We start from the raw sequence: 24,560 nt of genomic DNA on the forward strand, positions 1-24,560 counted from the left end.
CTATGTGACAGCACTCCTGGTTTTTCGTTGCAAAACCGGACCATTGTGCCCGAGCCAGAGCGCTCTAGGCCAAGGCTAATCGTGACCGGATTTTGCGCAAGCTCAATACAGGTCGATGTAATCGCTGGCAGGTTTGGGCCAGTTATTTTTCAGGGCGTTGTACACCTGGCGTATCCAGCGCTCGTCATCGGCCACCTGCGGGCCGACACAACCGGAGCCCGCCGCCCAGGTTTCCAGACGAAAGGACAGGCCCTGCAGTTCGCGACCACCGGTGACCTGGGACAACCAGGCGATGCCCTTGTGATTGACCCGCAGCTGGTTGTGAACCGCACCATTGCCGGCCACCAGCAGGGCCCGGACGTTGTCGAGGGTAAAGTCGTTGGGGTTGTTGAGGTCGATCTGCACTGCGCTGTCCCGGCAAACTAAAACACCGATAGTTTGCCACGCCCCCTGCGCTTATGCCTAAGTCGCAGTGCGATGCAGGCGGCGGCCATGATTTACTGCAGCTATCGGCGGAGCGCAGGCCAGCCTCCCCTTCAAACGCCAGGGCCCGGCATTTGAACCGACAGCGCGCGCAGGTTTCATTCGAGAATGTTCATGACAAGCCACATCATCGATGCCGACATCAAGGTCAAATGGCCCGAGGGCCAGAGCGCCTACAGCCCGGCCAGCGCCGAAGAACTGCTGCTGATCGCCCTCGACTTGCTGGTCAAGGACCTGGGCCCGGACGACGCACGCAGCTACGTCGACCAGGTCTTTGAGCGTTACAGCCAGCCGGTTATGGCAGACGCGACAGACGGGCACTGAGCAGATCAAAAAAGCCCTGGGCATCCCCCTCGGTAATCCAGGTGACGTTGCCCGGCTCTTTCAGGGTGCCGTACCAGTCGGTAATGGTCTGGCCGAAGGTCGGGCCGTCACGGCTGTCGACCTGCATGAACACCTGGCGGCCGCGGAACAGCTCGGGCTTGAGCAGGTAGGCAATCACCGTGGTGTCATGCACCGGGCCGCCAGGCATGCCGTAGTGCTTCATGTCCTGCTTGACGTAGGCATTGAGGATATCCACCACGCGCTTGCTCGCCCCATTGTTGAGGTCGGCAATCTGTTTGAGCCGCGCCTCGCTGGTCAGCACCTTGTGGGTGACGTCCAGCGGCAGGTAGGTGAGCTTGACCCCGCTATTGAGTACTACTTCGGCAGCGTGAGGGTCGGCGAACAGGTTGAACTCGGCCACCGGGGTGATATTGCCGCCATTGAAGTGGGCACCGCCCATGACGATCACTTCCTTGATGCCATTGACGATCTGCGGCGCTTCAATCAGCGCCAAAGCCAGGTTGGTCTGCGGGCCGAGCATGGCGATAGTGATGCTGTGCGGCTTGGCGCTGCTCAAGGTGTCGATCAGGTAACGCACCGCACTGCCGTTGGCCAGCCCCTTCTGCGGCTCGCTGACCGTTACCCCGGGCAAGCCTTCTTCGCCATGGATATCGGCGGCGTAGATCGGTGTACGCACCAGCGGCTTCGGCGCGCCGGCGTATACCGGAATGTCTTCGCGCCCGGCCCATTCGCGAGCCAGGCGGGCATTGCGCGAGGTCTTCTCGAGTCGCACGTTGCCGGCCACGGTGGTGATGGCGCGAATCTTCAGTTCATCTGGCGAAGCCATGGCCAGGAACAGCGCCACCACGTCGTCGGCGCCGGGGTCGGTATCGATAATCAGGTCAATGGGCGCCGCCTGGGCACCCGCCGAAAGCACGGACATCAGCAACACTCCTTGGAGCAAACGTTTGGCACAGCTCAACATAAGACACGTCCTTATGATCAGATGGAACAGCTAGAAGGTCACCCCGGCAACCAAGGCAATGTTGCTGTAGGGCTGGCACTCGCCGGTGCGCACGATGGCGCGGGCGCTGCGGCTCAACTGCTTGAACTCTTCGTGACTGAGCAAGCGTCGGGCGCCCAGTTCGCCCTGGGCGGTCAACTGCTCGACGGCGGTCAGGCCCGGCGGCTGATGCTGAAGGATTTCCTCCGCCAGCACGTGGCTTTCGACCTGCATTTCCGTCAGCACAATGCGCAGGGTGCTGGCGAAATCCGGAATACCCGGGGTCAGCGCCAGGTCGATCAGCTCCACCCCCGCCGGCACCGGCAAACCGGCATCGCCAATCAGCAGGATGTCGCCATGGCCGAGGGAGGCGATCAGGCGCGACAGGGCAATGTTCAGCAAGGGCGTCTTCTTCATGGCTGCAGCTCGCTCAAGTGCGGGATTGAAGGCTGCGCACCGGCTCGGGTGACCGACAACGCCGCTGCGCGCTGGCCGAAGGCAATCGCCGCGCCCTGCGCTTCGCCACGCGCCAGGGCCGCGGCGAAACCGCCGACAAAGGTGTCGCCGGCCGCTGTGGTGTCCACAGGCTGCACCACTGGCGCCGGGAAATGCCTGAACACCTGGCCATCGGCAAACAGCGCGCCCTGGGCACCGAGGGTGACGATGACCTTGCCAACGCCCATGGCCAACAAATGCGTGGCGGCCGCCTTGGCGCTGTCCAGGTCGTTGACCGGCAGCCCGCTCAGGGCCTCGGCTTCGCTTTCGTTGGGGATCAGGTAGTCGATATGGGCAAACCATTCGGCCGGCAGCGGGCCGCTGGCCGGTGCCGGGTTGAGGATCACCGTCTTGCCCAGTGCCCTGCCCCGCTCAAGGGTGTAGGCGACGGTGGCCGTCGGCACTTCCAGCTGGCAGATGATCACCTCGGCGTTTTGCAACAAGGCGTCGAAGCGCTGTACTGATTCGGGCAGCAACTGGCCATTGCCGCCAGCAACAATGACGATGGCGTTCTGGCTGGCGGCATCAACCACGATCAGCGCCACGCCACTGGACACCCCGGCAGCGATGCTCACTGCCTGGCAGTCGATCTGCTCATCAGCCAGGGCCTGGCGCAGTTGCTGGCCGTAAGCATCATCACCGACGCAGCCGACCATCGCCACCTGCGCGCCCAGGCGCGCCGCCGCCACCGCCTGATTGGCGCCCTTGCCACCCGGCACGGTGACGAAGCTCTCACCCACCAGGGTTTCGCCGCCGCGCGGCAGGCGCTGGGCGCGCGTCACCAGGTCCATGTTCAGGCTACCTACCACTACTACATTGGCTTGCATGTGCGGGCTCGTTCTCAGCGGTAATCATTGAAAAGGTCGGGGCGCGGCGCGGTGGATTCGCGCAGGATGATGCTCGGCGCAACAATGCGCTGCTCTGGCGCGCCGCGCAGCGGCTCGGCGATGCGCCGCAGCAGCAGTTCGGCGGCGCTCTCGCCCAGCTCGCGGATCGACTGGCCAACGGTGGTCAGCGCCGGGAATACGTACTGGCTGATCTGGATATCGTCGAAGCCGATCACCGACAGCTCGCTGGGCACGCAGATGTTGCGTTCGGCGGCAGCGCGCAATACGCCGATGCCGATCATGTCGTTGCCGGCAAAAATCGCCGTCGGCCGCTCGCCTTCGAGCAGCGCCGCTGCCGCGCTATAGCCACCGATACTGGTAAATTCGCTATTCAGCAGCCACTCCTGGCGCGGGCTGACCCCGGCTTCGGCCAGCGCCCGATGGAAACCGGCCAGGCGCAGCTGGGCGACGCTGGTGGTCGCCGGGCCGCCGATGCAGGCGATGTCGCGATGGCCGAGCTCGAGCAGATGGCGGGTCGCCAGATAAGCGCCCTGTTCGTGGTCAATACGTACCAGGTCAGCGGCCACACCTTCCAGGGCGCGGTCGACGATGACCATCGGCGTGCGCACGCTGGCCAGGCTGTCGAGCAGGTCGTTGTCTTCACCGACCGAGGCGACGATCAGGCCGTCGATGCGTTTTTCCAGCAGCACGCGCAGGTAGCTGCGCTGCTTTTGCGGGTTGTCGTCGGAGTTGCAGAGGATCACGCAGTAGCCGTTGCGCTCGCAGCCGTCCTCGATGCCACGGGCCAGTTCGGCGAAGTACGGGTTGACGCTGTTGGGCACCAGCAGGCCGATGGTTGCGGTGCTGCGCGCCTTGAGCGAGCGCGCTACGGCGCTGGGCACGTAGTCGAGTTCGGCGATCGCCGCTTCGACCTTGAGGCGCACCGGCTCGCTGACCGGGCGGGTCTTGTTCAGTACATGCGACACGGTGGTGTAGGAAATCCCCGCCAGTGCCGCGACATCTTTGATGGTTGCCATTGTTTCAGTTCCGCCTGCGCGCGCGCCGGCTGCGGTAGGTGTCGAGGACCACGGCGATGACGATCACCGCCCCGGTGATAATGCGTTTGGTTGGCTCCGAAGCGCCGATCTGCGCCAGGCCTGCGGCCAGCACCGAGATGATCAACACGCCAAAAAAGGTGCTGATCACCGAGCCGCGCCCGCCCATCAGGCTGGTGCCACCGATGACCACGGCGGCGATCACCTGCAGTTCAAGGCCGGAGCCGGCGTTGGGGTCGGCGGCTTCCAGGCGGGAAATCTGGAACAGCGCAGCCAGCCCTGCGAGCAGGCCCATCAGCGAGAACACCAGGATCTTGTACGGGCGCGGGTCGATGCCGGCCAGGCGCACCGCCTCTTCGTTGGTGCCAATGCCGATCAGGTAGCGGCCGAACACCGTGCGCGTCAGCACCAGCTGGGCGAGGATGATCACCAGCAAGGCGATCAGGAACGACGGCGAGATGCCAAAAGCCAGCGGGTTGGACAGCCAGGCAAAGGCATCGCCGATGTAAGCGGTGCGCGAATCGGTCAGCTGGTAGGCCATGCCCCGGGCCATTTCCAGCACGCCGAGCGAGACGATAAACGACGGAATGCGCCAGGCCACGGTAATGGAACCGGTGATGCTGCCGGCCAGCGCCGCCACAGCCATGCCGAGCAAGGCGGCTGGCATCACGCTCCAGCCCCAGCCGAGCATCGCCACGCTGACCGCGGAACCGGCCAGGGCCAGCACCGAACCCACCGACAGGTCGATGCCGCCGATGATCAGCACGAAGGTCATGCCCACCGCCAGCACCATCAGGTCGGGGATCTGGTTGGCCAGGGTGCTGAAGGTGGCGTAAGACCAAAAGTGGCTGCTCAACAACGAGAACAGCACGATCATCGCCAGCAAGGCGCCGGCCAGGCCCAGGTAGGTGCCGAGGCCGTAGTAGCTGCCGCTGCGCTTGGCGCTGGGGGCAGCGGTGTCCAGTTGGGTGGTTTTCATGGGGTCGTCCTGGGCGCCGCTTCGTGCAGCAACGCATCACGTTTCTGATAGCCGGCAAAGGCTGCGGCCAGTAGTTGGTCCTGAGTCCAGCTGTCGCGCTCGAAGGTGTCGATCAGGCGCCCGGCACTGAGCACGCCGATGCGGTCGCAAATCAGCATCAGCTCGCGCAGGTCGCTCGACACCACCACCAGCGCCTTGCCCTGGCGCGCAAGCTCGGCCAGCAGGCCATAAATGTCGAACTTGGCGCCGACGTCGATACCGCGAGTAGGCTCATCGAACAGCAGCACCGAACAGTCGCGCTCCAGCCAGCGGCCGATCACCACCTTTTGCTGGTTGCCGCCCGACAACTCGCCGACCACCTGCTCGGGGCTGGAACTGCGGATGCGCATGGCGGCGATCTGCCGTTCGGCCAGTTCGCGCTCGGCGCCGCTGTTAACGATGCCGGCGCGGGAAATCGCCGGCAGGTTGCCCAGGGCGATATTGGCGCTGATCGACTGGCTCAGCAGCAGGCCTTCGCCCTTGCGGTCTTCAGTGATCAGGGCAATGCCCTGACGCACCGCCGCCACCGGCGAATCGACGCGCACTTCACGCAACGGATTGCCCAGCTCGATAGTGCCGCTGTCGGCGCTGTCGGCGCCATAGATCAGCCGCAGCAGCTCGGTGCGCCCGGCGCCGATCAGGCCGGAGATGCCGAAGATCTCGCCGCTGCGCACCTCGAACGAGACGTCCTTGACCTTGTCGCTACGGCCGAGGCCGTTGACCTTGAGGATCGGCGCGCCGATGTTGCGCACGCCCAAATCGATATGCTCGCCCAGCTCGCGACCGACCATCAGGTTGACCAGTTGCTCGCTGTTGTAGCGCTGCATCGGCTCGACGCACACCAGCTTGCCATCGCGCAGCACGGCAATGCGCTGGGCGATGCGCTTGAGTTCTTCGAGGCGATGGGAGATGTAGACGATGGCCACGCCGCGCTGCTGCAGGCGCTCGATCTGGGTAAACAGCAGCTCCACCTCGCGGGCGGTGAGCATCGCCGTCGGCTCATCGAAAATCAGCACATGGCAGTCGCCAATCAGGTTGCGGGCAATCTCGACCATCTGCTGATGGCCGATGCCCAGCTCGCCCACCGGGGTGTCCGGGTCGATGGCATCCAGGCCGACCTGGGCCATGGCCGCCACCGCCAGTTGGCGCAGGCGTTTGCGGTTGATCCAGCCGGCGCGCCCGGGCAAGTTGTCGAGAAACAGGTTCTCGGCCACGGTCAGGGTCGGCAGCAGGTTGAGCTCCTGCATGACCATGCGCACGCCCAAGCGCTCGGCCGCGGCGCGGCTACCGGGCTGGTACGGCTGGCCCTGGTAAAGCATATGGCCGGTGGTGGGCCGTTCGAGGCCGCCGATGATTTTCGACAGGGTGCTCTTGCCCGCGCCGTTTTCACCGGTCAGGGCCAGCACTTCGCCCCGCCGCAGGCTCAGCTCGATATCACCGAGCACCGGCTGCGCGTAGGTCTTGCCGATGGCGCTGACTGAAAGTACGACATCCGCAGTCGCTGACATTGCCTGTTCTCCTGGCGCCCACCCCGTGGCAGGCGCGCACGCTGCGACTAGGGTTGGGTAACCAGCTCGACCGGGGTCTGGATGACGTTGTCGGCGTCGACATCGGTTTTCTCACCCTTGAGCATCTTCAGCGCCGCCTCGATGCCGAACACCGCTTGTTTGGCGGCGTACTGGTCGGCGGTGGCAAGCACGCGACCGTCCTTGAGCATCGGCTTGATGGCGTTGATGTTGTCGTAGCCGACCACCTGCACCTGGCCGGCCTTGCCTGCGGCGCGCACCGCCGATACAGCGCCCAGGGCCATGCTGTCGTTGCCGGCCAGCAGAGCCTTGAGGTCGGGGTTGGCGTTGAGCAGGGAGGCGGCGACGGCATTGCCCTTGGCAATTTCCCAGTCGCCCGATTGCACCGAGACCACCTTGATCTGCGCCGCTTCCATTGCATCCTTGAAGCCGGCGGTGCGCTGCTGGGCGTTGGTGGTGGTCGAGACGCCTTCGATAATGGCCACCTGATCGCCTGCCTTGAGCTTCTGCTTGGCCAGGTATTCACCGACCAGACGCGCGCCCTTGCGGTTGTCGGGGCCTACGAACGGCACGCTGAGGTGTTTGCTCTTGAGCACCTCGGGGTCGAGGCGGTTGTCGATGTTGATCACGGTGATGCCGGCATCCATGGCCTTTTTCACCACCGGCACCAGGGCCTTGGAATCGGCCGGAGCGATGACCAGGGCGTTGACCCCGGAGACGATCATCTGTTCGACGATACGGATCTGGTTACTGGAGTCGGTCTCGTCCTTGATGCCGTTGGACACCAGCTCGAATTCAGTGGCGTGGTCTTTCTGGTAGGCCTTGGCGCCGTCTTCCATGGTCAGGAAGAACTCGTTGGCCAGCGATTTCATCACCAGCGCGACTTTCGGCTTGGCGTCGTCGGCCAGGGCGTGGGAAACGGGTGTGGCGAGGGACAGTGAGGAAAGTACGGCGAGCGCCAGCAGGCGTCCAGCAAAGGGCAGCTTCATGGGTTTACTCCGGATCTTATGATTTTTATCGGGCCGCAAACGTTTGCGTTAACTCACTATGAAAACGTAACCAAACTTTGTCAAATCCGCTGCCGCAGACCATTTGGAAAGCGCACGTAGGAATTATCCTAAAAATAACCGGAAAACCGAACATCTCTTGTACACAATATTCGGAATTCCGAATAGGAAAATGCTTTACCGACGTTTTCCCGAGCGCTCTGAGCCCATGAAAATCAATAGATTGAAGATGAAAACCGACGAACGGCTGTTCTGGTACGGAATCTGCCTCTGTTAGCGCGTTACACAGCGAACTCCAGACACAAGAGAGATCAACGATGAAAGCTGCGCTTAATTCCTTCGTTCCGGGCGCTTTGGCCCTGCTGCTGTTAATGCCCGCAGGCGTCAACGCCAAGGAAGTCGAGAACCAACAGAAACTGGCCAACGTGGTGATCCTCGCCACCGGTGGCACCATCGCCGGCGCCGGCGCCAGCACCGCCAACAGCGCCACCTACCAGGCCGCCAAGGTCGGTGTCGACAAGCTGATCGCCGGCGTTCCGGAACTGGCCACCCTGGCCAATGTGCGCGGCGAACAAGTGCTGCAGATCGCTTCCGAAAGCATCAGCAACGAAAACCTGCTGCAACTGGGCAAGCGCGTTGCCGAGCTTGCCGACAGCAAGGATGTCGACGGCATCGTCATCACCCACGGTACCGACACCCTGGAAGAGACCGCCTACTTCCTCAACCTGGTAGAAAAAACCGACAAACCAATCGTCGTAGTCGGCTCCATGCGCCCAGGCACCGCCATGTCGGCTGACGGCATGCTCAACCTGTACAACGCCGTGGCTGTTGCCAGCAACAAGGACTCGCGCGGCAAGGGCGTGCTGGTCACCATGAACGACGAGATCCAGTCGGGTCGCGACGTCAGCAAATCGGTGAACATCAAGACCGAAGCCTTCAAGAGCCAATGGGGCCCACTGGGCATGGTCGTCGAAGGCAAGTCCTACTGGTTCCGCCTGCCGGCCAAGCGTCACACCGTAGACTCGGAATTCGACATCAAGAAAATCAGCAGCCTGCCTGCGGTCGACATCGCCTACGGTTACGGCAACGTCACCGACACCGCCTACAAGGCCCTGGCACAAAATGGCGCCAAGGCGATCATCCACGCCGGTACCGGCAATGGCTCGGTGTCTTCTAAAGTAGCCCCGACCCTGATCGACCTGCGCAAGCAAGGCGTGCAGATCATTCGCTCGTCCCACGTCAATGCCGGCGGCTTCGTGCTGCGCAACGCCGAGCAGCCTGACGACAAGAACGACTTCGTCGTCGCCCACGACCTGAACCCGCAAAAAGCCCGGATCCTTGCCATGGTTGCAATGACCAAGACCCAGGACAGCAAAGAGCTGCAGCGGATCTTCTGGGAATACTGATCAAGTAGCCCCCAAGCGCTTGCCCGCCCTGTAGGACGGGCAAGCCTGCTTCCCCTACCCTGGCAAAAAATACTTTAAACAGACCGCAGCAAACCGCGCGGTTTGCGGTCACATGCGCTCTTTCACCGACGAGCTGTTGCGAAATTGCTTACAGTAAAATACTGTATGCGCATACAGCTAAAAAAGGAACGCTTTGTGGCCACCACTTCCGCCCCTGCCAGCAGCTACGAGCAACTGGGCACCCGCATCCAGAAAATCATCAATTCCCCCACCGCACAAAAAGCCCGGGCCGCGCTGATCTTCCGCCTGGAGCACGAAACGCCTGAAGACTGGGCCACCCTGCTCGACGAAATCGCCGAGAACGACAACGTCACCCTCGCCTACCGCGATGACGGTGGCGTGCAGATTTTCTGGGTTGTGCCGAAGGAAGATTGAAAGCGCATGAGATTTCCGGTTTTTGCAGTAGCTTGTTTGTTGTTCAGTGTCACCACCGCCCACGCCGATGCACCGCGCACCTTCAGCGAAGCCAAGAAGGTCGCCTGGCGTTTGTATGCGCCGCAGTCCACCGAGTTTTATTGCGGCTGCAAATACAACGGCAACAAGGTCGATTTGCAGGCCTGCGGGTATGTGCCGCGCAAAAATGCCAATCGCGCCTCGCGCATCGAGTGGGAGCATATCGTCCCGGCCTGGCAGATCGGCCACCAGCGCCAGTGCTGGCAAAGCGGCGGGCGCAAGAACTGTTCGCGCAATGACAAGGTCTACCAGCGCGCCGAGGCCGACCTGCACAACCTGGTGCCGAGCATTGGCGAGGTCAATGGCGATCGCAGCAACTTCAGTTTTGGCTGGCTGCCCGAGCAGCGCGGGCAATACGGCTCGTGCCTGACCCAGGTGGACTTTAAAGCCAAGAAGGTCATGCCGCGGCCGTCCATTCGTGGCATGATTGCGCGCACCTACTTTTATATGAGCAAGCAGTACAGCCTCAAGCTGTCCAAGCAGGACCGCCAGCTGTACGAAGCCTGGAACAAGACCTACCCGCCGCAGCCCTGGGAGCGCCAGCGCAACCAGAGGGTGGCTTGTGTGATGGGCCATGGCAACGAGTTCGTCGGCCCGGTCAACCTCAGCGCCTGCGGTTGAGGCTCAGGCCAGCGCCTGCAGGTAGGCGCTGGCCTGCTGGTAACGGGCCAGGCGGGCGATGTCATCGGGGCCGGGCATGGGGATGCGCGACAGGTCGCTGTTGTCGGCCAGATCAGCCAGCTTGACCACCCGCGCCAGCGGATCATCGCCGACCCGCACCACGAAGGCTTCGTAGCTTTCGTCATCGCGCCGGCTCAGCGCCTGCACGGCGGCCAGGATCTTCAGGGCGAAGCCTTCGCGGGCAAGGTCAGAGAGGGTCATCGGTGAATCCTCGAGCACGTCGTGCAGCACCGCGACAATGCGCTGCTCGGCCGTCGACACCCTCAGCATCACCCGCAACGGGTGGAGGATATAGGCCGTTCCGCCTTTATCGCGCTGCCCTTCATGTGCCCTCGCCGCAACCGCAATGGCCCGCTCCAGCGTAGACATATGGCCCTCCTGCTCAGCGCGGCTGGCGTCGTAGACGCGCCATGCTGTAGACATCGATCAACTCACCGTCACGCATAGCATAGTCAATCAGTTGAGAATGAATACCTCGCCCTCATAACTCTCGACCTTAATAAACTAGCGCAGGGCGTCGTGCTGGATGACGATCGAGTCGGTGCCCAGGCGCGCCATGACATCGGCTTGCTGCGCCTCGGCTTGCGCCTTGTCGGGATAAGGGCCGAGCAGCACCACCGGCTTGCCGTTGCGGTAGACCACCGAGGACGGGATCTGCTTTTCGATCAGGCGTGCAGTCATGTCGCTGAGGGCGCCCATGTTCGCGCCCTGGACGATCTCGACATCCCAGCCTTGGGGCGCAGGTTTGTCTGCCGCAGCGTCGGCGGCGCGCTGCAGGTCGGCGCCACCGCATTTTTCGCGAATGGCCAGGTTGCTGCCCTGGTCGGCAATAATGAGCTGATAGTCGCCCGCGGCCTGCTTGATCGCCACGTAGCTGCGATACGGCACGAACACGCCGGCGTCGTCCTTGCCGCGCACCTGGCCGCAAATAATGCCTTGCTGGTCGAATCGCACGTTGGCGAACTTGGCTGTCTTGGGGTTCTGCAGGTGTTCGGCCACCTGCTTGTGCACGCCTTCGACTTCGTTTTCGCAACCGGCCAGAGCCAGCACCGCCATTACCACCGCCACTTTGCGCACGCGTCTATCTCCTGAATGCAAGCGGCGGATTTTAGCATTCTTGGCTGGCCTTTAGGGCCCTATCGCGGGGCAAGCCCGCTCCTACAGCTGAAATGCAAAAAGGGCGACCCTTGCGGATCGCCCTTTTTGTTACCACACAGCAGTGTGGATTTGTTTGGTAGGCACAATTGGATTCGAACCAACGACCCCCACCATGTCAAGGTGGTGCTCTAACCAACTGAGCTATGTGCCTGCTGTGGGGCGCATAATACGCAGGTCTTTAACCTTCGTAAAGCGAAATTTCATAAAAAAATCAGCAGCTTTGCTTTGCCGGCAAAAAACGCCCGCAAACAAAAAAGGCGACCCTCGCGGATCGCCTTTTTGTGTACCGCCAGCAGGGGCGGATTTGATTTGGTAGGCACAATTGGATTCGAACCAACGACCCCCACCATGTCAAGGTGGTGCTCTAACCAACTGAGCTATGTGCCTGCTGTGGGGCGCATTCTACCCAATCGCCGAAAGGTGTCAACTCTTTTTTTAACGCTAAGCCACTGAATATCAAAAGTATTTGCCAAAAGCCGGGGTAAAGGATTTTCAACACACGACTAGCGGGTGTTTATTATTATTGATAGCATCGGCACAGTCGTAAAAAATATAAAACAGAGGTTTCGCAGCATGGCCAATACCCCCTACCCTCAGTCCTACTACGCCGCATCGGCCAATCCGGTTCCGCCGCGCCCGGCGCTGCAGGAAGAGGTACAGACCGATGTCTGCGTGATCGGCGCCGGCTATACCGGCCTGTCCAGCGCCCTGTTCCTGCTGGAGAGCGGCTTCAAGGTCACCGTGCTGGAAGCTGCCAAGGTCGGCTTTGGCGCCTCGGGCCGCAATGGCGGCCAGATCGTCAACAGCTATAGCCGCGACATCGACGTCATTGAACGCACCGTCGGCCCCAAGCAGGCACAACTGCTGGGCCACATGGCCTTTGAAGGCGGGCGCATCATCCGTGAGCGCGTGGCCAAATACAACATCCAGTGCGACCTTAAAGACGGTGGCGTGTTCGCCGCCCTGACGCCCAAGCAGATGGGCCACCTGGAATCGCAAAAGCGCCTGTGGGAACGCTTCGGCCACACTCAGCTGGAGCTGATGGACCAGAAGCGCATCCGTGAAGTGGTCGATTGCGACCAGTACATCGGCGGCATGCTCGACATGAGCGGCGGCCACATCCACCCGCTGAACCTGGCCCTGGGCGAAGCTGCCGCGGTCGAGTCGCTGGGCGGCAAGATCTACGAGCAATCGCCGGCCATCCGCATCGAGCGCGGTGCCAACCCGGTGGTGCACACCCCACAAGGTAAAGTACGCGCCAAGTTCATCATCGTTGCCGGTAACGCCTACCTCGGCGGCCTGGTGCCGGAACTTGCCGCCAAGTCGATGCCGTGCGGCACCCAGGTGATCACCACCGAGCCGCTGGGCGAAGAGCTTGCGCGCAGCCTGCTGCCGCAAGACTACTGCGTCGAAGACTGCAACTACCTGCTCGACTACTACCGCCTGACCGGCGAAAAGCGCCTGATCTTCGGCGGTGGCGTGGTGTACGGTGCGCGCGACCCGGCCAACATCGAAGCGATCATCCGCCCGAAAATGCTCAAGGCCTTCCCGCAGCTCAAGGACGTGAAGATCGACTACGCCTGGACCGGCAACTTCCTGCTGACCCTGTCGCGCCTGCCGCAAGTGGGCCGCCTGGGCGACAACATCTATTACTCCCAGGGTTGCAGTGGCCACGGCGTCACCTACACCCACCTGGCGGGCAAGGTGCTGGCCGAGGCTCTGCGTGGCCAAGCCGAGCGTTTCGATGCCTTCGCCGAGCTGCCGCACTACCCGTTCCCGGGTGGCCAACTGCTGCGTGTACCGTTCAGCGCGCTGGGCGCCTGGTACTACAGCCTGCGCGATCGTCTGGGCTTCTAAGCCCCCTGCCCGGCTCGCGCCGTCACTGCCCCAGGGCGCTGACGGCCTGCCGGGCCGCTTGTTCCTGGCCCGCCTGGGCCAGGTCATTGGCCGCTTTCAGCCAGCGCTGACGGTCAACCTGGGCCGGCAACTGGCCCGGCTGCTGCACCAGCACCGCCCAACTCCCCTGCTTTTGCCAGGCTGATTCGAAGTCATCGAACTCCATCAGCAGGCGCCGGTTCATCCCCGCCCGCAACAATACCCGCTGCTTGTAACGGTCATAGCCGACCAGCAAGGCATAGCGTGGCTCGCTCCAGAACGTCGAACCTTGCTGAAAGCGCAGCAACACCGGGTTGCCCGCCGCTACCTGCGCCAGCAAGGCGTCCAGGCGTGGTTCGAGCGGATACACGATCATGCCGTACTCGCGCCCCACCCGCGGGATCGCCTGCTCAAGCTGGTCGATGTGCTGCGGCAGGCCCAGCGATTTGTCGAGCAGCCCCGGAGTGATGCGCACCCCCTGTTGCGAGAGCAAGGCCGCCAGGGCCATCGAGGCGCTCTGGTTGGCTTCGCCACGGTAGAAAGGCACCGAGCCGATCTCGACCCGTTGCGGCAGGTTTTTCAGCTGGGATGGCGGCTGGCTGGCACAGCCGGCCAGGGCCAGGCCGAGCGCACAGGCCAGCAGCAGGCGGCGCGGGGTGAAGGCGGTTAGGGAAGTCGGTGCAGGCATGAACACTCGCTCGATGACGGCCGGCAGCCACTGCCCGGCCCTGAGCGCTGATCATAGGCTGGCGCGCGCCGTGGGTATAGCCCGTTGCAGGCTTAGAACAAAGCGGCCCATGCCTCTAGACCATCGGTCAATAGCCTGCAACCTGCAACGGGCTAGACTGAAGACGTGTCCGCGTGGCGAGCCTCGTTGCCTTGGCGCGGATTTGAGGAGGCACACATGAGCCTGACAATGGCAATTTTGCTGCTGCTCGGCGCCTGGTTGAGCGTCGCTGCTGCCATGCTCTGGGGGGTGCTGCGCATCGCCCGGCGTCATCACCCGCACCATCGCATCCAGCCTGAAGGCAAAGACGCTGTACCGCTACGGCGCGGTCGCCGGCATGCCGGGGCGCATTAGAAATCTTTGAAAAGCATCGCGGGGCAAGCCCGCTCCCACAGTGACTGTAGGAGCGGGCTTGCCCCGCGATGGCTTTATCAGCCCTCAACCGCCTCGCGCTTCAAGCGTGCCCGACGCGACATGATGTTGAGGATCTCGATCGCCGTCGAGAAGGCCATCGCCGCATACACATAACCCTTGGGTACATGAGCACCGAAACCTTCGGCGATCAGGGTCATGCCGATCATGATCAAGAAGCCCAGGGCCAGCATCACCACGGTCGGGTTGTCGTTGATGAAGCGGGCCAGCGGGTCGGCGGCCACCAGCATCACGATCACGGCACTGATCACGGCAATGATCATGATCGGCAGGTGCTCGGTCATGCCCACAGCGGTGATGATGCTGTCGATCGAGAAGACGATGTCGAGCACCAGGATCTGACCAATCGCCGCAGCAAAGCCCAGGGTGATGGTCGAGGACGCCTTGGCTTCAGCCTGGGCGCGCGGGTCGACACTCTCGTGGATTTCCTTGGTCGCTTTCCACAGCAGGAACAGGCCACCGGCGATGAGGATCATGTCCTTCCAGGAGAAGGTATGACCGAATACATCGACCACCGGCTCGGTCAGCTGGACGATCCAGGCCACGGTGCTGAGCAGGCCCAGGCGCATGATCAGGGCCATGCTGATACCAATGCGCCGCGCCTTGGAGCGGTACTCTTCAGGCAACTTGTTGGTCAGGATCGAGATGAAGATCAGGTTGTCGATACCGAGGACGATCTCCATGGCCACCAGGGTGGCCAGGGCGACCCAGGCGGTCGGGCTTGCAGCGAGTTCCAACAAGTATTCCATGAATCAAATCCTGCATCGGGGTAAGGGGTGGGTCAGATGTCCTGGGCGCTGGCGTCGCGCTCGGGTTTGCCTGCCTTGTCGCTGCCTTCGGAGCCGGTGGCTTCGCTCAGGGCCTGCTGGGCGGCTTCGTTGGTTTTGTCGATGGCCTCCTTGGCCGACTCCGCCGCCTGGTTGAGCATTTGCTGGGCGGACTTTTCCGCCTGCTCGCAACCGCTCATGGCCAGCAGGGCCAACAGCAACACCAGAGGTGTACCGATGGATTTGAAGTGAAGCATCTGTGGGTCTCCATGCAATTAAATCGGTGCGCATTCAGGGGCACCGTGATGGCAAGGGATTCTAAAGAGCCAGATACATCAGGAAAATTCGTATTTTCAGCGGTTATACTTCGGTTTTTACGAATCGGGAAATCGCCATGCTCAATTACCGCCAGTTGCATTACTTCTGGGTAGTGGCCAAGACCGGCAGCATCGTGCGTGCCTGCGAGCAACTGAACCTGACCCCGCAGACCATCAGCGGGCAGATCACCCTGCTTGAGCAAACCTACGGCATCGAGCTGTTTCGCCGGGTCGGGCGCCAGCTGGAGCTGACCGAGAGCGGCCGGCAGACCCTGACCTACGCCGAGCAGATGTTCCAGATTGGCGGCGAGCTCGAGGCGATGCTGCGGGCCCGGCCGGATGAACAGCAGATACTGTTCCGGGTCGGGGTGGCCGATGTGGTGCCCAAGTCCATCGTCTACCGCCTGCTGGCGCCGACCATGGACATGGAAGACGCCCTGCGCCTGAGCTGCCGCGAAGACAAGCTCGAACGGCTGCTGGCAGACCTGGCGATCCAGCGCCTGGACCTGGTGATTTCCGACAGCCCCATGCCCAGCCACCTGGACATCAAGGGCTACAGCCAGAAGCTGGGTGAATGCGGCATCAGCTTTTTTGCCACACAGGCGTTGGCTGAACAGTACGGGCGCAACTTCCCGGCCTGCCTGCAACACGCGCCGCTGTTGATTCCCGGCCAGGAAACCGTGGTGCGCAGCCGCCTGCTGCGCTGGTTCGCCGAACAGCAATTGCAGCCGCGGATTGTCGGTGAGTTCGACGACAGCGCCTTGATGCAGGCCTTCGGCCAATCGGGCAGCGGCATTTTCATTGCCCCCAGCGTGATCGCCGACGAGGTCTGCAAGCAGTATGGCGTCGAGCTGATCGGCCAGACCGACGCGGTCAACGAGTCGTTCTATGCCATTTCAGTGGAGCGCAAGGTCAAGCACCCGGGTATCGTCGCCATTACCGAAGGCGCCCGCCGCGAGCTGTTCAACTGGTAGCCGGCGCGGGTTCATCGCCGTTTGCAAAGGGCGCGCAGACTACACTTGCGTCCTACCGTCTGACGCAGCGCAAACACCAAATGTGCCCTGCTGTGCTAAAGTCGCGCCCTTTTTCTCGGCCCTGCCCCGCCAGGTGCCCCATGCTCCAGCGCCGTGGTTCGCCCACCGCGCCCTGAACAAGACAGAGAAACACCTGCCATGACCCCTGTTCTAAACCTGTTGAACCGCACCAGCCTGGTGGTCCAGATCATGATCGGCCTCGCTGCCGGCATTGCCCTGGCCGTGTTCGCCCCCACGACCGCCGCAAGCCTCGGCTTCGTCGGCAAGGTCTTCGTCTCCGCGCTCAAGGCGGTGGCGCCGATCCTGGTGTTCATCCTGGTCATGGCTTCGATCGCCAACCACCGTCACGGCACCGAAACCCATATCCGCCCGATCCTGGTGCTGTACCTGTTCGGCACCTTCGCCGCCGCCGTGGTCGCGGTGATTGCCAGCATGGCCTTCCCGTCCAACCTGGCGCTGAGCACCTCGGACGTTGCCTTGAGTGCTCCCGGTGGCATCACTGAAGTGCTGCAAAGCCTGCTGCTGAGCGTGGTCGACAACCCGGTGAGCGCGCTGATGAACGCCAACTTCATCGGCATCCTGGCCTGGGCCATTGGCCTGGGTGTGGCCATTCGTCACGCCGGGGAGACCACGCGCACGGTGGTTGCCGACCTGTCCAACGGCGTGACTTTGATCGTACGCGTGGTGATTCGCTTCGCGCCGCTGGGGATTTTCGGCCTGGTCGCCTCGACCTTGGCGCAGTCCGGCCTGGACGCCCTGCTCGGTTACCTGCACCTGCTGGCCGTGCTGATCGGCTGCATGCTGTTCGTGGCGCTGGTGGTCAACCCGATCATCGTGTTCTGGAAGATTCGCCGCAACCCTTTCCCGCTGGTGCTGCTGTGCCTGCGTGAAAGCGGCATCACCGCCTTCTTCACCCGCAGCTCGGCGGCCAACATCCCGGTCAACATGGCCCTGAGCGAGAAACTCGGCCTGCACGAAGACACCTACTCGGTGTCGATCCCGCTGGGCGCGACCATCAACATGGCCGGCGCAGCGACCACCATCACCGTGCTGACCCTGGCTGCCGTGCACACCCTGGGCATCGCCGTCGACATCCCGACCGCGATCCTGCTCAGCGTTGTCGCCGCTGTCTGCGCCTGTGGCGCCTCGGGCGTGGCCGGCGGCTCGCTGCTGCTGATCCCGCTGGCCTGCAGCCTGTTCGGCATCCCCAGCGAAATCGCCATGCAGGTGGTGGCCGTCGGTTTCATCATCGGTGTGCTGCAGGACTCGGCGGAAACCGCGCTGAACTCCTCCACCGACGTACTGTTCACCGCCGCGGCCTGCATGGCCAAAGAGCGCCAGGCCGCCTGAGCTTGACCTGCAGCCGGTGCGTCCTGCACCGGCTGCTTGTGTTTTACCCTGTTGCGCACCTAGGCTAGAGGCCTTTCTTCGCATAGAGACAGGGCCATGTCCGCCGAACACGAAACCGCTTCCGACGCCCGCTTCACCAACACCGAGATCCGCGTGCTCGGCTCGCTGATCGAAAAACAGGCCACCAGCCCGGAAACCTACCCGCTGACCCTCAACGCCCTGGTGCTGGCCTGCAACCAGAAGACCAGCCGTGAACCGGTCACCAACCTCAGCCAGGGCCAGGTTGGCCAGGCCCTGCGCGCGCTCGAAGGCCAGGGCCTGACCCGCCTGCAGATGGGCAGCCGCGCCGACCGCTGGGAGCAGCGCGTGGACAAGGCCCTGGAGCTGGTGCCGGCGCAGGTAACCCTGCTGGGGCTGATGTTCCTGCGCGGTCCGCAAACGGTTAACGAACTGCTGACCCGCAGCAGCCGCATGCATGAGTTCGAAGATGCCGAGCAGGTGGTGCACCAGCTTGAGCGCCTGATCGCCCGCGGCTTTGCCCTGCACCTGCCGCGCCAGGCCGGGCAGCGTGAAGATCGCTACACCCATGCGCTGGGCGATCCGGCCGAGATCGAGGCGATCCTGGCGGCGCGCCAGCAAGGGCCGGAGCGTTCGGCCGGTGGCGCGGTATCGCTGGAGCGGATCGAAGCGCTGGAAGCACGGATTGCGGCGCTGGAAGAGCGCCTGGCGCAGTTCGAGTAACAGCATCGCGGGGTTGTGTACCACCAGACCCACTGTGGGAGCGGCGGTGCGGCGACCCGACTTGCCCTGCGATAGGTTTTACCCTTCAGCCGCGGGCAAACGCCACTGCCCGCGCCACCTGCTCCGCCGTTGGCCGTACCCCGGTGTACAGCACGAACTGCTCCAGCGCCTGCAAGGCAATCACCTCCAGCCCGGTAATCACCGGTATGCCCAGACGCTGGGCTTCGACGATCAACGGCGTCAGCGCCGGCATCGCCACCACATCGAATACCCGCTGCGCCGCCGCTATCGCCTCGGGGGCGAAGGCCAACTGTTCGGCTTCAACCCCACCGGCCATGCCGATCGGCGTGACATTGACCAACATCGGTGGGCACAGGTCGCCCAGCTCTGCCTGCCAGCGATAGCCGCAACTGTCGGCCAGTTGCCGCCCGGCTTGTTCATTGCGGGCAACGATGATGCCCTGGCTAAAGCCGGCATCGCGCAGGGCACTGGCCACCGCCTTGGCCATGCCGCCGCTGCCGCGCAGGGCAAACGCCGTCGACGGGTCCACCTGGTGACGCAGGAGCAAATGGCGCACGGCCAGGTAGTCAGTGTTATAGCCTTCCAGGTGGCCATTGGTATTGACGATGGTGTTGATCGACTCGATGACCGCCGCCGACGGGTCAATGCCGTCGACCAGGGCCAGGCAGGCTTCCTTGTAAGGCATCGACACGCCACAGCCGCGGATGCCCAAGGCACGGATACCGGCAACGGCTGCCGGCAGGTCATCGGTAGTCATGGCCTTGTAGTAGAAATCCAGATCCAGCTGCTGATACAGATGGTTGTGAAAGCGCACGCCAAAGGTGCCCGGACGCCCGGCCAACGAGATGCACAGCTGGGTGTCTTTGCCTGGAAATGTTGCCATTGAAATCTCCTCAGGAAACGGACTGGCACTGCGCCCTCGCCCGCCGCAGACCGCTGATCGGCCCTTACATAACCTTTACTCTGAACCTGTGTGATTTTTTCGGTTCCCGCAGTCTTATAAATATCCCCGACGTCGGCGTTGTGCTGTGAGGAGTGGCTATGAACTGTCGTGGCTGATGATCACTATCAAGCGCGTTGATTTCAACCACCCGGCACTCGACGCTAAGGTAGGCCCATGACTCACGGGAGGAACCCCAATGGCCCCTATCAATATCATGTCCGTCATCGGCAGCGCCGTCCCCACCTCGCTCAGGGAGTTGGGCTTGCTGGCCTGCTGGTACCTGGTGCGCAATGGCGAAGCGATCTCCGGGCCATTGACCTCCTTGCCGGCCGCCCAGGCCCTCGCCGAGCGTCTCGAGGGCCCCGGCCTGCAAGCCTGAGGCCTGCCCACCGTTTTATCGTGCGTTGCTCCGCACAGCCCCTTGCCCCGCCCTTTGGCGGGGCTTTTTATGGGCCGCTGTAAGGCACTTGGATTAAGTTTTTTTCATCTGCACGATAGCGCTGTCCGGGCAATCGACAGCAACTAGGCCATACTCCTAAAATGCAGCGGTTTTTGGGGGAAAACCCTTGCACAGCCAACGACATAACAACTTCTAGTGAGCCTCAACGTGAAAACTTCCCTTTCGATTCTAAGCCTGCTGCTGTTGCTCACAGGTACTGCGACTGTCACGTCGACCGCTGCTGCTCAACCCCCGGCCCAGCAACAACGCGATCCAGCGAAATTGCACCTGGCCTCCGGCAGCGCCCTGCTGATCGATCTGCAAACCAACAAGGTGCTCTACGCCAACAACCCTGACCGGGTGGTGCCGATCGCTTCGGTGACCAAGCTGATGACCGGCATGGTGGTGCTCGACGCCAAGCAGAACATGGACGAGATGCTCACGGTCACCATCGCCCAGAACAAGGAAATGAAAGGGGTGTATTCGCGGGTCAAGCTGGGCAGCCAGCTCAACCGCAAGGACATGCTGCTGATCACCCTGATGTCGTCGGAAAACCGCGCGGCCTCAACCCTGGCGCACAACTACCCGGGCGGCTACAACGCCTTCATCAAGGCGATGAACGCCAAGGCCCGTGCATTAGGCATGAGCCACACCCGTTATGTTGAGCCGACGGGGCTTTCGACCAGCAACGTTTCCACTGCCCGCGACCTCAGCAAGCTGCTGATGGCGGCGCGCAACTACCCGCTGCTGAGCAGCTTGAGCACCACCCGCGAGCAGACCGTGGCGTTCAAAAAACCCAACTACACCCTGGGCTTTCGCAACACCGACCACCTGGTCAACAAGAGCAACTGGGACATCAAGCTGACCAAGACCGGCTTCACCAACGATGCCGGCCATTGTCTGGTGCTGTTGACCAAGATGGACAACCGCCCGGTGGCCATGGTGATCCTCGATGCCTTTGGCAAGTACACCCACTTTGCCGACGCCAGCCGCATGCGCCAGTGGCTTGAGACCGGCAGCACCAAGCCGGCCCCGGCAGTAGCCATGCGCTACAAGTCAGAGCGCACGCAGAACCGTCAACTGGCTGACTGAAAACAAAAGGGCCTGTGCATGCACAGGCCCTTTTTCGTTTCAGGCGTTGGTGCTGACCAACGAGCCTGAGCTGCTGCCACCGGCTTCGGTCAGCGCCTTGAGCAGCGTTGCCGTGGCGCTGGCGATCGACGCCGTGGTCGCGCCCACCGCCGATTGCGCGGCAGCAACAGCGGAAGCCTTGAGGATCGGCTCCATGTCGCTGGCCAGGACTTCCTGCAAGCGTTTCTGCTGCTCGGCCAACTGCTTTTGCATTTTCTTGATCATCTCGCGCAATTGCTTGATGTGCGCCGGTTCTTCGCCGGCACTAGCCTCTTCCTTTTCCTTGGCCTCTTCGGCCTTGCCGCTATCACGCAGCTTGGACAGGTCGACGCTGACCGCGCCCGCCGCTTCCATCCCGGCCTGCCTTTCCTGGCCGGTGACGGTGATGCCGGTGTTGATGCCGCTGTTCAATGGGGTCCCGTTGATTGATACGGCGCTAAAACCTGCCATGTTTCTATCGTCCTGATGGTATTGGGGTTAACCCGGCTATCGGCCGCAGACGCTGAAACTTGAACCCGGCGCTCGCCCGGATAAATTTGCCCGCACGCCACTCGTCCCTCCTGATACCCAAGCTTTGCCCACGGCACGCCTGTGCACCGGGCAAACCGCTCCGATCAGCCTAACGTCGAGATGGCAATGACCACATCCCGTTCCCGCAAAGCCCTCTACATCGGCCTGCCCCTGGCCCTGGCAGTGGCCGCTGCCACCGCCGGCTACCTGTACTTCAAATCCCAGCACGGCTACCCGCGCCCGATCGTCGAACAGGCCAATGCCCTGCACGAGCACATGCTGTCGTTCGATAGCCATGTCACTGTGCCGCTGAACTTCGGTAGCGCCGGCAACGAGATCGACAAGGACGGCCACGGCCAGTTCGATCTGGTCAAGGCCGGGCAAGGGCGTTTGTCGGGTGCGGCGTTGACCATTTTCGGCTGGCCGGAGCTGTGGAACGGCCCCAATGCCCCGCACCGCCCGACCCCGGGCTTTGTCGACGAAGCCCGGCACCAGCAGGAGGTGCGCTACAAGATCATCAGCAACATGGTCCGCGACTTCCCCAACCAGGTCGGCATTGCCTATACCCCGGATGATTTCCGGCGCCTCAATGGCGAAGGTAAGTTCGCCGTGTTCATCAGCATGCTCAACGCCTACCCGCTGGGCCACGACCTGTCACAGCTGGACCTGTGGGCCAAGCGCGGCATGCGCATGTTCGGCTTCAGCTACACCGGCAACAACGATTGGGCCGACTCCTCGCGCCCGCTGCCGTTCTTCAACGACACCGCCGACGCCCTCGGCGGCTTGTCGCCACTGGGCGAGCAGGCGGTCAAGCGCCTCAACGCGCTGGGGGTGATCATCGATGTGTCGCAGATGTCGACCCTGGCCCTGGAGGACGTCGCACGCCTGAGCCAGGCGCCGTTCGTGGCCTCGCATTCGGCGCCGCGGGCGCTGGTGGATATTCCGCGCAACCTCAGCGACAAGGAAATGCAGCTGATCAAGGACAGCGGCGGCGTCATCCAGGTGGTCGGTTTCGGCCAGTACCTCAAACCGCTGAGCAAGCCGACCCTGGACAAGCTCGAAGCCCTGCGCGTGCGCTTCGACCTGCAACCGCTGCAAGGCCTGGCCAACGCCCTGATGCCCGGCGACGCGGTAATCGCCATCTGGCCCGAGGCACGCTTTGGCGAGTACGCCAGCAGCCTCTACGGCATCCTCGATCAAGAACCCAAAGCCACCCTCAAGGACTTTGTCGATGCCATCGACTACACGGTGAAGAAGGTCGGCATCGACCACGTTGGCATCAGCTCCGACTTCAACGACGGCGGCGGCCTGGAGGGTTTCAAGGATGTCAGCGAAATCCGCAACGTCACCGCCGAACTGCTCACCCGTGGTTACTCCGAGGCCGACATCGGCAAGCTGTGGGCCGGCAACTTCCTGCGGGTGTGGGCGCAGGTGCAAAAAACCGCCCAGCCCGTTGCCGCCACCGCCACCCCTTGAGCCGGAAGCCGCCCGCCATGACAGATCGCCGTACCTTTCTCAAGCAGGCCGGCCTGCTCGCCGCCAGCCTGCCGTTGCTACCCGAGGCGCTGGCCACCCCGACCGCGCCGCTGAGCGGCAGCGACAAATGGCGCAACCTGCGCCAGCTGTTCCCCCTGGATCCGGACTACGCCCACTTTGCCAATTTCCTGGTCACTGCCCACCCGCGCCCGGTGCAGGAAGCCATCGATTACTACCGCGCTGAAGTCGACCGCAACCCGGCCAGCCGCATGGACTGGGAGAGCCAGTACGAATGGCAGCGTGAAGGCGAGGTCCGCCAGTGGGCGGCGCGCTACCTGCAAGTCAGGCCCCGGCAGATCGCCCTGACCGGCAGCACCACCGAAGGCCTGGGGATGATTTACGGGCGCTTGCAGGTCAGCCCGCAGCAGGAAATCCTCACCACCGAACACGAGCACTATTCCACAAACCGCACCCTGGCCTTTCGCCAGCGCCACGAAGGCACCCAGGTGCGCAAGCTGCGCCTGTTCAGCCAGCCCTGGGGAATTTCCACCGACCAGGTGCTAAGCACGATCGACCAGGCCATCACCCCCAACACCCGGGTGCTGGGCATGACCTGGGTGCACTCGGGCAGCGGCGTAAAGCTGCCGGTCGGGCAGATCGGCGAGCTGGTGCGCCGGCACAACCGCGAGCGCGATGAAAACCAGCGGATCATTTACGTGGTCGACGGCGTGCACGGCTTCGGTGTCGAGAACAGCACCTTCGCCGACTTCAACTGCGACTACTTCATCGCCGGCACCCATAAATGGATGTTCGGCCCGCGTGGTACCGGGATCATCTGCGCCGCCTCGGAGAAGATGCAGCACCTGACCCCGACCTTCGCCACTTTCTCCGAGGACGAAGATTTCGCCACCATCATGACCCCCGGCGGCTACCACGCCTTCGAGCACCGCTGGGCACTGGGCAAGGCCTTCGAGCTGCACCTGCAACTGGGCAAGGCCGATGTCCAGGCGCGCATCCACCAGCTCAACGACCTGCTCAAGCAGCGGCTCAAAGAGCACAAGGCCATCGAACTGGTCACCCCGCTCAGCAGCGAACACTCGGCGGGCTTCACCTTCTTCAGGGTCAAGGAACGCAACGCCGATGCCATCGCCGCTTACCTGGTCGACAACCGGGTAATGGTCGACGCCGTGTCGCGCGACGTCGGCCCGGTGATTCGCTTCGCTCCGGGCCTGCTCAACAACGAGCAGGAAATCGATCGGGCCATGGCCCTGCTGATCAAAAAACTCTGAAAAGGCCTTCGC

Annotated in this window: 27 protein-coding genes, 2 tRNA genes and 1 pseudogene; 13 read left to right on the forward strand and 17 right to left on the reverse strand. The window is 62.8% G+C overall.

Features of this window, described 5'->3' with window-relative positions; translation table 11 throughout:
• Nucleotides 1-102: 102 nt before the first annotated feature.
• A complete protein-coding gene (locus ACZ9A3_RS14030) occupies nt 103-405 on the reverse strand; it encodes a hypothetical protein (RefSeq protein WP_258715371.1) in 303 nt (100 codons plus the stop codon).
• A 192-nt stretch (nt 406-597) separates the two neighbouring features.
• Between ACZ9A3_RS14030 and ACZ9A3_RS14035 the strand changes: the two genes are divergently transcribed.
• A complete protein-coding gene (locus ACZ9A3_RS14035; protein ID WP_476252820.1) occupies nt 598-807 on the forward strand; it encodes a hypothetical protein in 210 nt (69 codons plus the stop codon).
• Here ACZ9A3_RS14035 and ACZ9A3_RS14040 read toward each other — a convergent pair.
• The 7 genes from ACZ9A3_RS14040 to ACZ9A3_RS14070 all read right to left on the reverse strand — a co-directional run bounded on the left by ACZ9A3_RS14040 (nt 779) and on the right by ACZ9A3_RS14070 (nt 7,720).
• Nucleotides 779-1,750 (reverse strand): nucleoside hydrolase, encoded by a 972-nt coding sequence (locus ACZ9A3_RS14040; protein ID WP_476252821.1) that lies wholly within the window; start codon nt 1,748-1,750, stop codon nt 779-781. The genes ACZ9A3_RS14035 and ACZ9A3_RS14040 overlap by 29 nt on opposite strands.
• Before the next feature lie 72 nt (nt 1,751-1,822).
• Nucleotides 1,823-2,227 (reverse strand): D-ribose pyranase, encoded by a 405-nt coding sequence (rbsD, locus tag ACZ9A3_RS14045; RefSeq protein ID WP_045194548.1) that lies wholly within the window; start codon nt 2,225-2,227, stop codon nt 1,823-1,825.
• On the reverse strand, nt 2,224-3,132 hold the full coding sequence (rbsK, locus tag ACZ9A3_RS14050; RefSeq protein ID WP_093381142.1) for a ribokinase: 909 nt from the start codon (nt 3,130-3,132) through the stop codon (nt 2,224-2,226). The genes rbsD and rbsK overlap by 4 nt, the downstream gene beginning before the upstream one ends.
• Before the next feature lie 14 nt (nt 3,133-3,146).
• Nucleotides 3,147-4,169 (reverse strand): LacI family DNA-binding transcriptional regulator, encoded by a 1,023-nt coding sequence (locus ACZ9A3_RS14055; protein ID WP_476252822.1) that lies wholly within the window; start codon nt 4,167-4,169, stop codon nt 3,147-3,149.
• A 4-nt stretch (nt 4,170-4,173) separates the two neighbouring features.
• Nucleotides 4,174-5,166 (reverse strand): ABC transporter permease, encoded by a 993-nt coding sequence (locus ACZ9A3_RS14060; RefSeq protein WP_045194554.1) that lies wholly within the window; start codon nt 5,164-5,166, stop codon nt 4,174-4,176.
• Nucleotides 5,163-6,713, reverse strand: coding sequence for a sugar ABC transporter ATP-binding protein (locus ACZ9A3_RS14065; protein ID WP_258594129.1), 1,551 nt, complete (start codon nt 6,711-6,713; stop codon nt 5,163-5,165). Before ACZ9A3_RS14065 ends, ACZ9A3_RS14060 begins: the two co-directional genes overlap by 4 nt.
• 47 nt (nt 6,714-6,760) lie before the next feature.
• A complete protein-coding gene (locus ACZ9A3_RS14070) occupies nt 6,761-7,720 on the reverse strand; it encodes a substrate-binding domain-containing protein (RefSeq protein WP_476252823.1) in 960 nt (319 codons plus the stop codon).
• Between the two features lie 335 nt (nt 7,721-8,055).
• Between ACZ9A3_RS14070 and ACZ9A3_RS14075 the strand changes: the two genes are divergently transcribed.
• The 3 genes from ACZ9A3_RS14075 (at nt 8,056) to ACZ9A3_RS14085 (ending at nt 10,278) form a co-directional block, all read left to right on the forward strand.
• Nucleotides 8,056-9,144 carry an asparaginase gene (locus tag ACZ9A3_RS14075; protein ID WP_038994567.1) on the forward strand — a complete coding sequence of 363 codons (1,089 nt, stop codon included), beginning with the start codon at nt 8,056-8,058 and terminating at the stop codon, nt 9,142-9,144.
• 165 nt (nt 9,145-9,309) lie between these two features.
• Nucleotides 9,310-9,579: a DUF1654 domain-containing protein gene (locus tag ACZ9A3_RS14080; RefSeq protein WP_045194563.1), complete on the forward strand. Its 270-nt coding sequence runs from the start codon at nt 9,310-9,312 to the stop codon at nt 9,577-9,579.
• A gap of 6 nt (nt 9,580-9,585) precedes the next feature.
• Nucleotides 9,586-10,278, forward strand: coding sequence for an endonuclease (locus ACZ9A3_RS14085; RefSeq protein ID WP_045194565.1), 693 nt, complete (start codon nt 9,586-9,588; stop codon nt 10,276-10,278).
• 3 nt (nt 10,279-10,281) lie between these two features.
• Here ACZ9A3_RS14085 and ACZ9A3_RS14090 read toward each other — a convergent pair whose 3' ends face one another.
• From ACZ9A3_RS14090 to ACZ9A3_RS14105, 4 genes are all read right to left on the reverse strand, one after another.
• Nucleotides 10,282-10,707: an HD domain-containing protein gene (locus ACZ9A3_RS14090; RefSeq protein ID WP_093381127.1), complete on the reverse strand. Its 426-nt coding sequence runs from the start codon at nt 10,705-10,707 to the stop codon at nt 10,282-10,284.
• 135 nt (nt 10,708-10,842) lie between these two features.
• Nucleotides 10,843-11,415, reverse strand: a complete 573-nt coding sequence (locus tag ACZ9A3_RS14095) for an SPOR domain-containing protein (RefSeq protein ID WP_476252824.1) — start codon at nt 11,413-11,415, stop codon at nt 10,843-10,845.
• A 155-nt stretch (nt 11,416-11,570) separates the two neighbouring features.
• Nucleotides 11,571-11,647: transfer RNA gene (locus tag ACZ9A3_RS14100), tRNA-Val, on the reverse strand.
• A 159-nt stretch (nt 11,648-11,806) separates the two neighbouring features.
• Nucleotides 11,807-11,883 (reverse strand) — tRNA-Val (locus ACZ9A3_RS14105).
• Nucleotides 11,884-12,069: 186 nt separating this feature from the next.
• Here ACZ9A3_RS14105 and ACZ9A3_RS14110 point away from each other — a divergent pair.
• Nucleotides 12,070-13,353, forward strand: a complete 1,284-nt coding sequence (locus tag ACZ9A3_RS14110) for an NAD(P)/FAD-dependent oxidoreductase (RefSeq protein WP_476252825.1) — start codon at nt 12,070-12,072, stop codon at nt 13,351-13,353.
• Nucleotides 13,354-13,375: 22 nt separating this feature from the next.
• Here ACZ9A3_RS14110 and ACZ9A3_RS14115 read toward each other — a convergent pair.
• Nucleotides 13,376-14,114, reverse strand: a pseudogene (locus ACZ9A3_RS14115) (peptidase C39 family protein).
• A 161-nt stretch (nt 14,115-14,275) separates the two neighbouring features.
• Here ACZ9A3_RS14115 and ACZ9A3_RS14120 point away from each other — a divergent pair.
• Nucleotides 14,276-14,452, forward strand: a complete 177-nt coding sequence (locus ACZ9A3_RS14120) for a hypothetical protein (RefSeq protein WP_476252826.1) — start codon at nt 14,276-14,278, stop codon at nt 14,450-14,452.
• A gap of 77 nt (nt 14,453-14,529) precedes the next feature.
• On the opposite strand, the gene ACZ9A3_RS14125 is transcribed toward ACZ9A3_RS14120, so the two are convergent.
• Nucleotides 14,530-15,279 (reverse strand): TerC family protein, encoded by a 750-nt coding sequence (locus ACZ9A3_RS14125; protein WP_045194575.1) that lies wholly within the window; start codon nt 15,277-15,279, stop codon nt 14,530-14,532.
• A 32-nt stretch (nt 15,280-15,311) separates the two neighbouring features.
• Nucleotides 15,312-15,554, reverse strand: coding sequence for a hypothetical protein (locus ACZ9A3_RS14130; RefSeq protein ID WP_045194576.1), 243 nt, complete (start codon nt 15,552-15,554; stop codon nt 15,312-15,314).
• A gap of 137 nt (nt 15,555-15,691) precedes the next feature.
• Here ACZ9A3_RS14130 and nhaR point away from each other — a divergent pair, with 137 nt between their 5' ends.
• The 3 genes from nhaR to ACZ9A3_RS14145 all read left to right on the forward strand — a co-directional run bounded on the left by nhaR (nt 15,692) and on the right by ACZ9A3_RS14145 (nt 18,739).
• On the forward strand, nt 15,692-16,588 hold the full coding sequence (nhaR, locus tag ACZ9A3_RS14135; protein WP_045194578.1) for a transcriptional activator NhaR: 897 nt from the start codon (nt 15,692-15,694) through the stop codon (nt 16,586-16,588).
• A gap of 198 nt (nt 16,589-16,786) precedes the next feature.
• On the forward strand, nt 16,787-17,998 hold the full coding sequence (sstT, locus tag ACZ9A3_RS14140) for a serine/threonine transporter SstT (protein WP_093381115.1): 1,212 nt from the start codon (nt 16,787-16,789) through the stop codon (nt 17,996-17,998).
• Between the two features lie 96 nt (nt 17,999-18,094).
• Nucleotides 18,095-18,739: a YceH family protein gene (locus ACZ9A3_RS14145; RefSeq protein WP_476252827.1), complete on the forward strand. Its 645-nt coding sequence runs from the start codon at nt 18,095-18,097 to the stop codon at nt 18,737-18,739.
• A gap of 85 nt (nt 18,740-18,824) precedes the next feature.
• Here the strand turns inward: ACZ9A3_RS14145 and ACZ9A3_RS14150 are convergent, their stop codons facing one another.
• Nucleotides 18,825-19,643, reverse strand: a complete 819-nt coding sequence (locus tag ACZ9A3_RS14150; protein WP_045194586.1) for a shikimate 5-dehydrogenase — start codon at nt 19,641-19,643, stop codon at nt 18,825-18,827.
• A 256-nt stretch (nt 19,644-19,899) separates the two neighbouring features.
• Between ACZ9A3_RS14150 and ACZ9A3_RS14155 the strand changes: the two genes are divergently transcribed.
• Nucleotides 19,900-20,082: a hypothetical protein gene (locus ACZ9A3_RS14155; protein ID WP_093381111.1), complete on the forward strand. Its 183-nt coding sequence runs from the start codon at nt 19,900-19,902 to the stop codon at nt 20,080-20,082.
• Nucleotides 20,083-20,310: 228 nt separating this feature from the next.
• On the forward strand, nt 20,311-21,234 hold the full coding sequence (gene pbpG, locus ACZ9A3_RS14160; RefSeq protein WP_082075415.1) for a D-alanyl-D-alanine endopeptidase: 924 nt from the start codon (nt 20,311-20,313) through the stop codon (nt 21,232-21,234).
• Between the two features lie 39 nt (nt 21,235-21,273).
• Here the strand turns inward: pbpG and ACZ9A3_RS14165 are convergent, their stop codons facing one another.
• Nucleotides 21,274-21,723 carry a hypothetical protein gene (locus tag ACZ9A3_RS14165; RefSeq protein WP_249744418.1) on the reverse strand — a complete coding sequence of 150 codons (450 nt, stop codon included), beginning with the start codon at nt 21,721-21,723 and terminating at the stop codon, nt 21,274-21,276.
• Between the two features lie 186 nt (nt 21,724-21,909).
• Here ACZ9A3_RS14165 and pvdM point away from each other — a divergent pair, with 186 nt between their 5' ends.
• Both pvdM and pvdN read left to right on the forward strand, forming a co-directional pair.
• The gene (gene pvdM / locus ACZ9A3_RS14170; RefSeq protein ID WP_093381108.1) at nt 21,910-23,259 is read left to right on the forward strand and encodes a pyoverdine-tailoring dipeptidase-like protein PvdM; all 1,350 of its coding nucleotides are present in this window, start codon (nt 21,910-21,912) and stop codon (nt 23,257-23,259) included.
• Nucleotides 23,260-23,276: 17 nt separating this feature from the next.
• Nucleotides 23,277-24,548: a pyoverdine-tailoring periplasmic protein PvdN gene (gene pvdN / locus ACZ9A3_RS14175; protein WP_093381105.1), complete on the forward strand. Its 1,272-nt coding sequence runs from the start codon at nt 23,277-23,279 to the stop codon at nt 24,546-24,548.
• Nucleotides 24,549-24,560: the final 12 nt, after the last annotated feature.

Source organism: Pseudomonas sp. TE4620, from assembly GCF_056279045.1.

Coding starts and splice junctions, on each gene's coding strand:
- sstT (WP_093381115.1), top strand. CDS start 16,787: ATGACCCCTGTTCTAAACCTGTTGAACCGCACCAGCCTGGTGGTCCAG.
- ACZ9A3_RS14080 (WP_045194563.1), top strand. CDS start 9,310: ATGCGCATACAGCTAAAAAAGGAACGCTTTGTGGCCACCACTTCCGCC.
- ACZ9A3_RS14055 (WP_476252822.1), bottom strand. CDS start 4,169: ATGGCAACCATCAAAGATGTCGCGGCACTGGCGGGGATTTCCTACACC.
- rbsD (WP_045194548.1), bottom strand. CDS start 2,227: ATGAAGAAGACGCCCTTGCTGAACATTGCCCTGTCGCGCCTGATCGCC.
- ACZ9A3_RS14085 (WP_045194565.1), top strand. CDS start 9,586: ATGAGATTTCCGGTTTTTGCAGTAGCTTGTTTGTTGTTCAGTGTCACC.
- ACZ9A3_RS14155 (WP_093381111.1), top strand. CDS start 19,900: ATGGCCCCTATCAATATCATGTCCGTCATCGGCAGCGCCGTCCCCACC.
- rbsK (WP_093381142.1), bottom strand. CDS start 3,132: ATGCAAGCCAATGTAGTAGTGGTAGGTAGCCTGAACATGGACCTGGTG.
- pvdN (WP_093381105.1), top strand. CDS start 23,277: ATGACAGATCGCCGTACCTTTCTCAAGCAGGCCGGCCTGCTCGCCGCC.
- ACZ9A3_RS14130 (WP_045194576.1), bottom strand. CDS start 15,554: ATGCTTCACTTCAAATCCATCGGTACACCTCTGGTGTTGCTGTTGGCC.
- nhaR (WP_045194578.1), top strand. CDS start 15,692: ATGCTCAATTACCGCCAGTTGCATTACTTCTGGGTAGTGGCCAAGACC.
- ACZ9A3_RS14150 (WP_045194586.1), bottom strand. CDS start 19,643: ATGGCAACATTTCCAGGCAAAGACACCCAGCTGTGCATCTCGTTGGCC.
- ACZ9A3_RS14075 (WP_038994567.1), top strand. CDS start 8,056: ATGAAAGCTGCGCTTAATTCCTTCGTTCCGGGCGCTTTGGCCCTGCTG.
- ACZ9A3_RS14145 (WP_476252827.1), top strand. CDS start 18,095: ATGTCCGCCGAACACGAAACCGCTTCCGACGCCCGCTTCACCAACACC.
- ACZ9A3_RS14090 (WP_093381127.1), bottom strand. CDS start 10,707: ATGTCTACGCTGGAGCGGGCCATTGCGGTTGCGGCGAGGGCACATGAA.
- ACZ9A3_RS14035 (WP_476252820.1), top strand. CDS start 598: ATGACAAGCCACATCATCGATGCCGACATCAAGGTCAAATGGCCCGAG.
- ACZ9A3_RS14110 (WP_476252825.1), top strand. CDS start 12,070: ATGGCCAATACCCCCTACCCTCAGTCCTACTACGCCGCATCGGCCAAT.
- ACZ9A3_RS14165 (WP_249744418.1), bottom strand. CDS start 21,723: ATGGCAGGTTTTAGCGCCGTATCAATCAACGGGACCCCATTGAACAGC.
- ACZ9A3_RS14120 (WP_476252826.1), top strand. CDS start 14,276: ATGAGCCTGACAATGGCAATTTTGCTGCTGCTCGGCGCCTGGTTGAGC.
- ACZ9A3_RS14070 (WP_476252823.1), bottom strand. CDS start 7,720: ATGAAGCTGCCCTTTGCTGGACGCCTGCTGGCGCTCGCCGTACTTTCC.
- ACZ9A3_RS14060 (WP_045194554.1), bottom strand. CDS start 5,166: ATGAAAACCACCCAACTGGACACCGCTGCCCCCAGCGCCAAGCGCAGC.
- ACZ9A3_RS14065 (WP_258594129.1), bottom strand. CDS start 6,713: ATGTCAGCGACTGCGGATGTCGTACTTTCAGTCAGCGCCATCGGCAAG.
- pvdM (WP_093381108.1), top strand. CDS start 21,910: ATGACCACATCCCGTTCCCGCAAAGCCCTCTACATCGGCCTGCCCCTG.
- ACZ9A3_RS14040 (WP_476252821.1), bottom strand. CDS start 1,750: ATGTCCGTGCTTTCGGCGGGTGCCCAGGCGGCGCCCATTGACCTGATT.
- ACZ9A3_RS14125 (WP_045194575.1), bottom strand. CDS start 15,279: ATGGAATACTTGTTGGAACTCGCTGCAAGCCCGACCGCCTGGGTCGCC.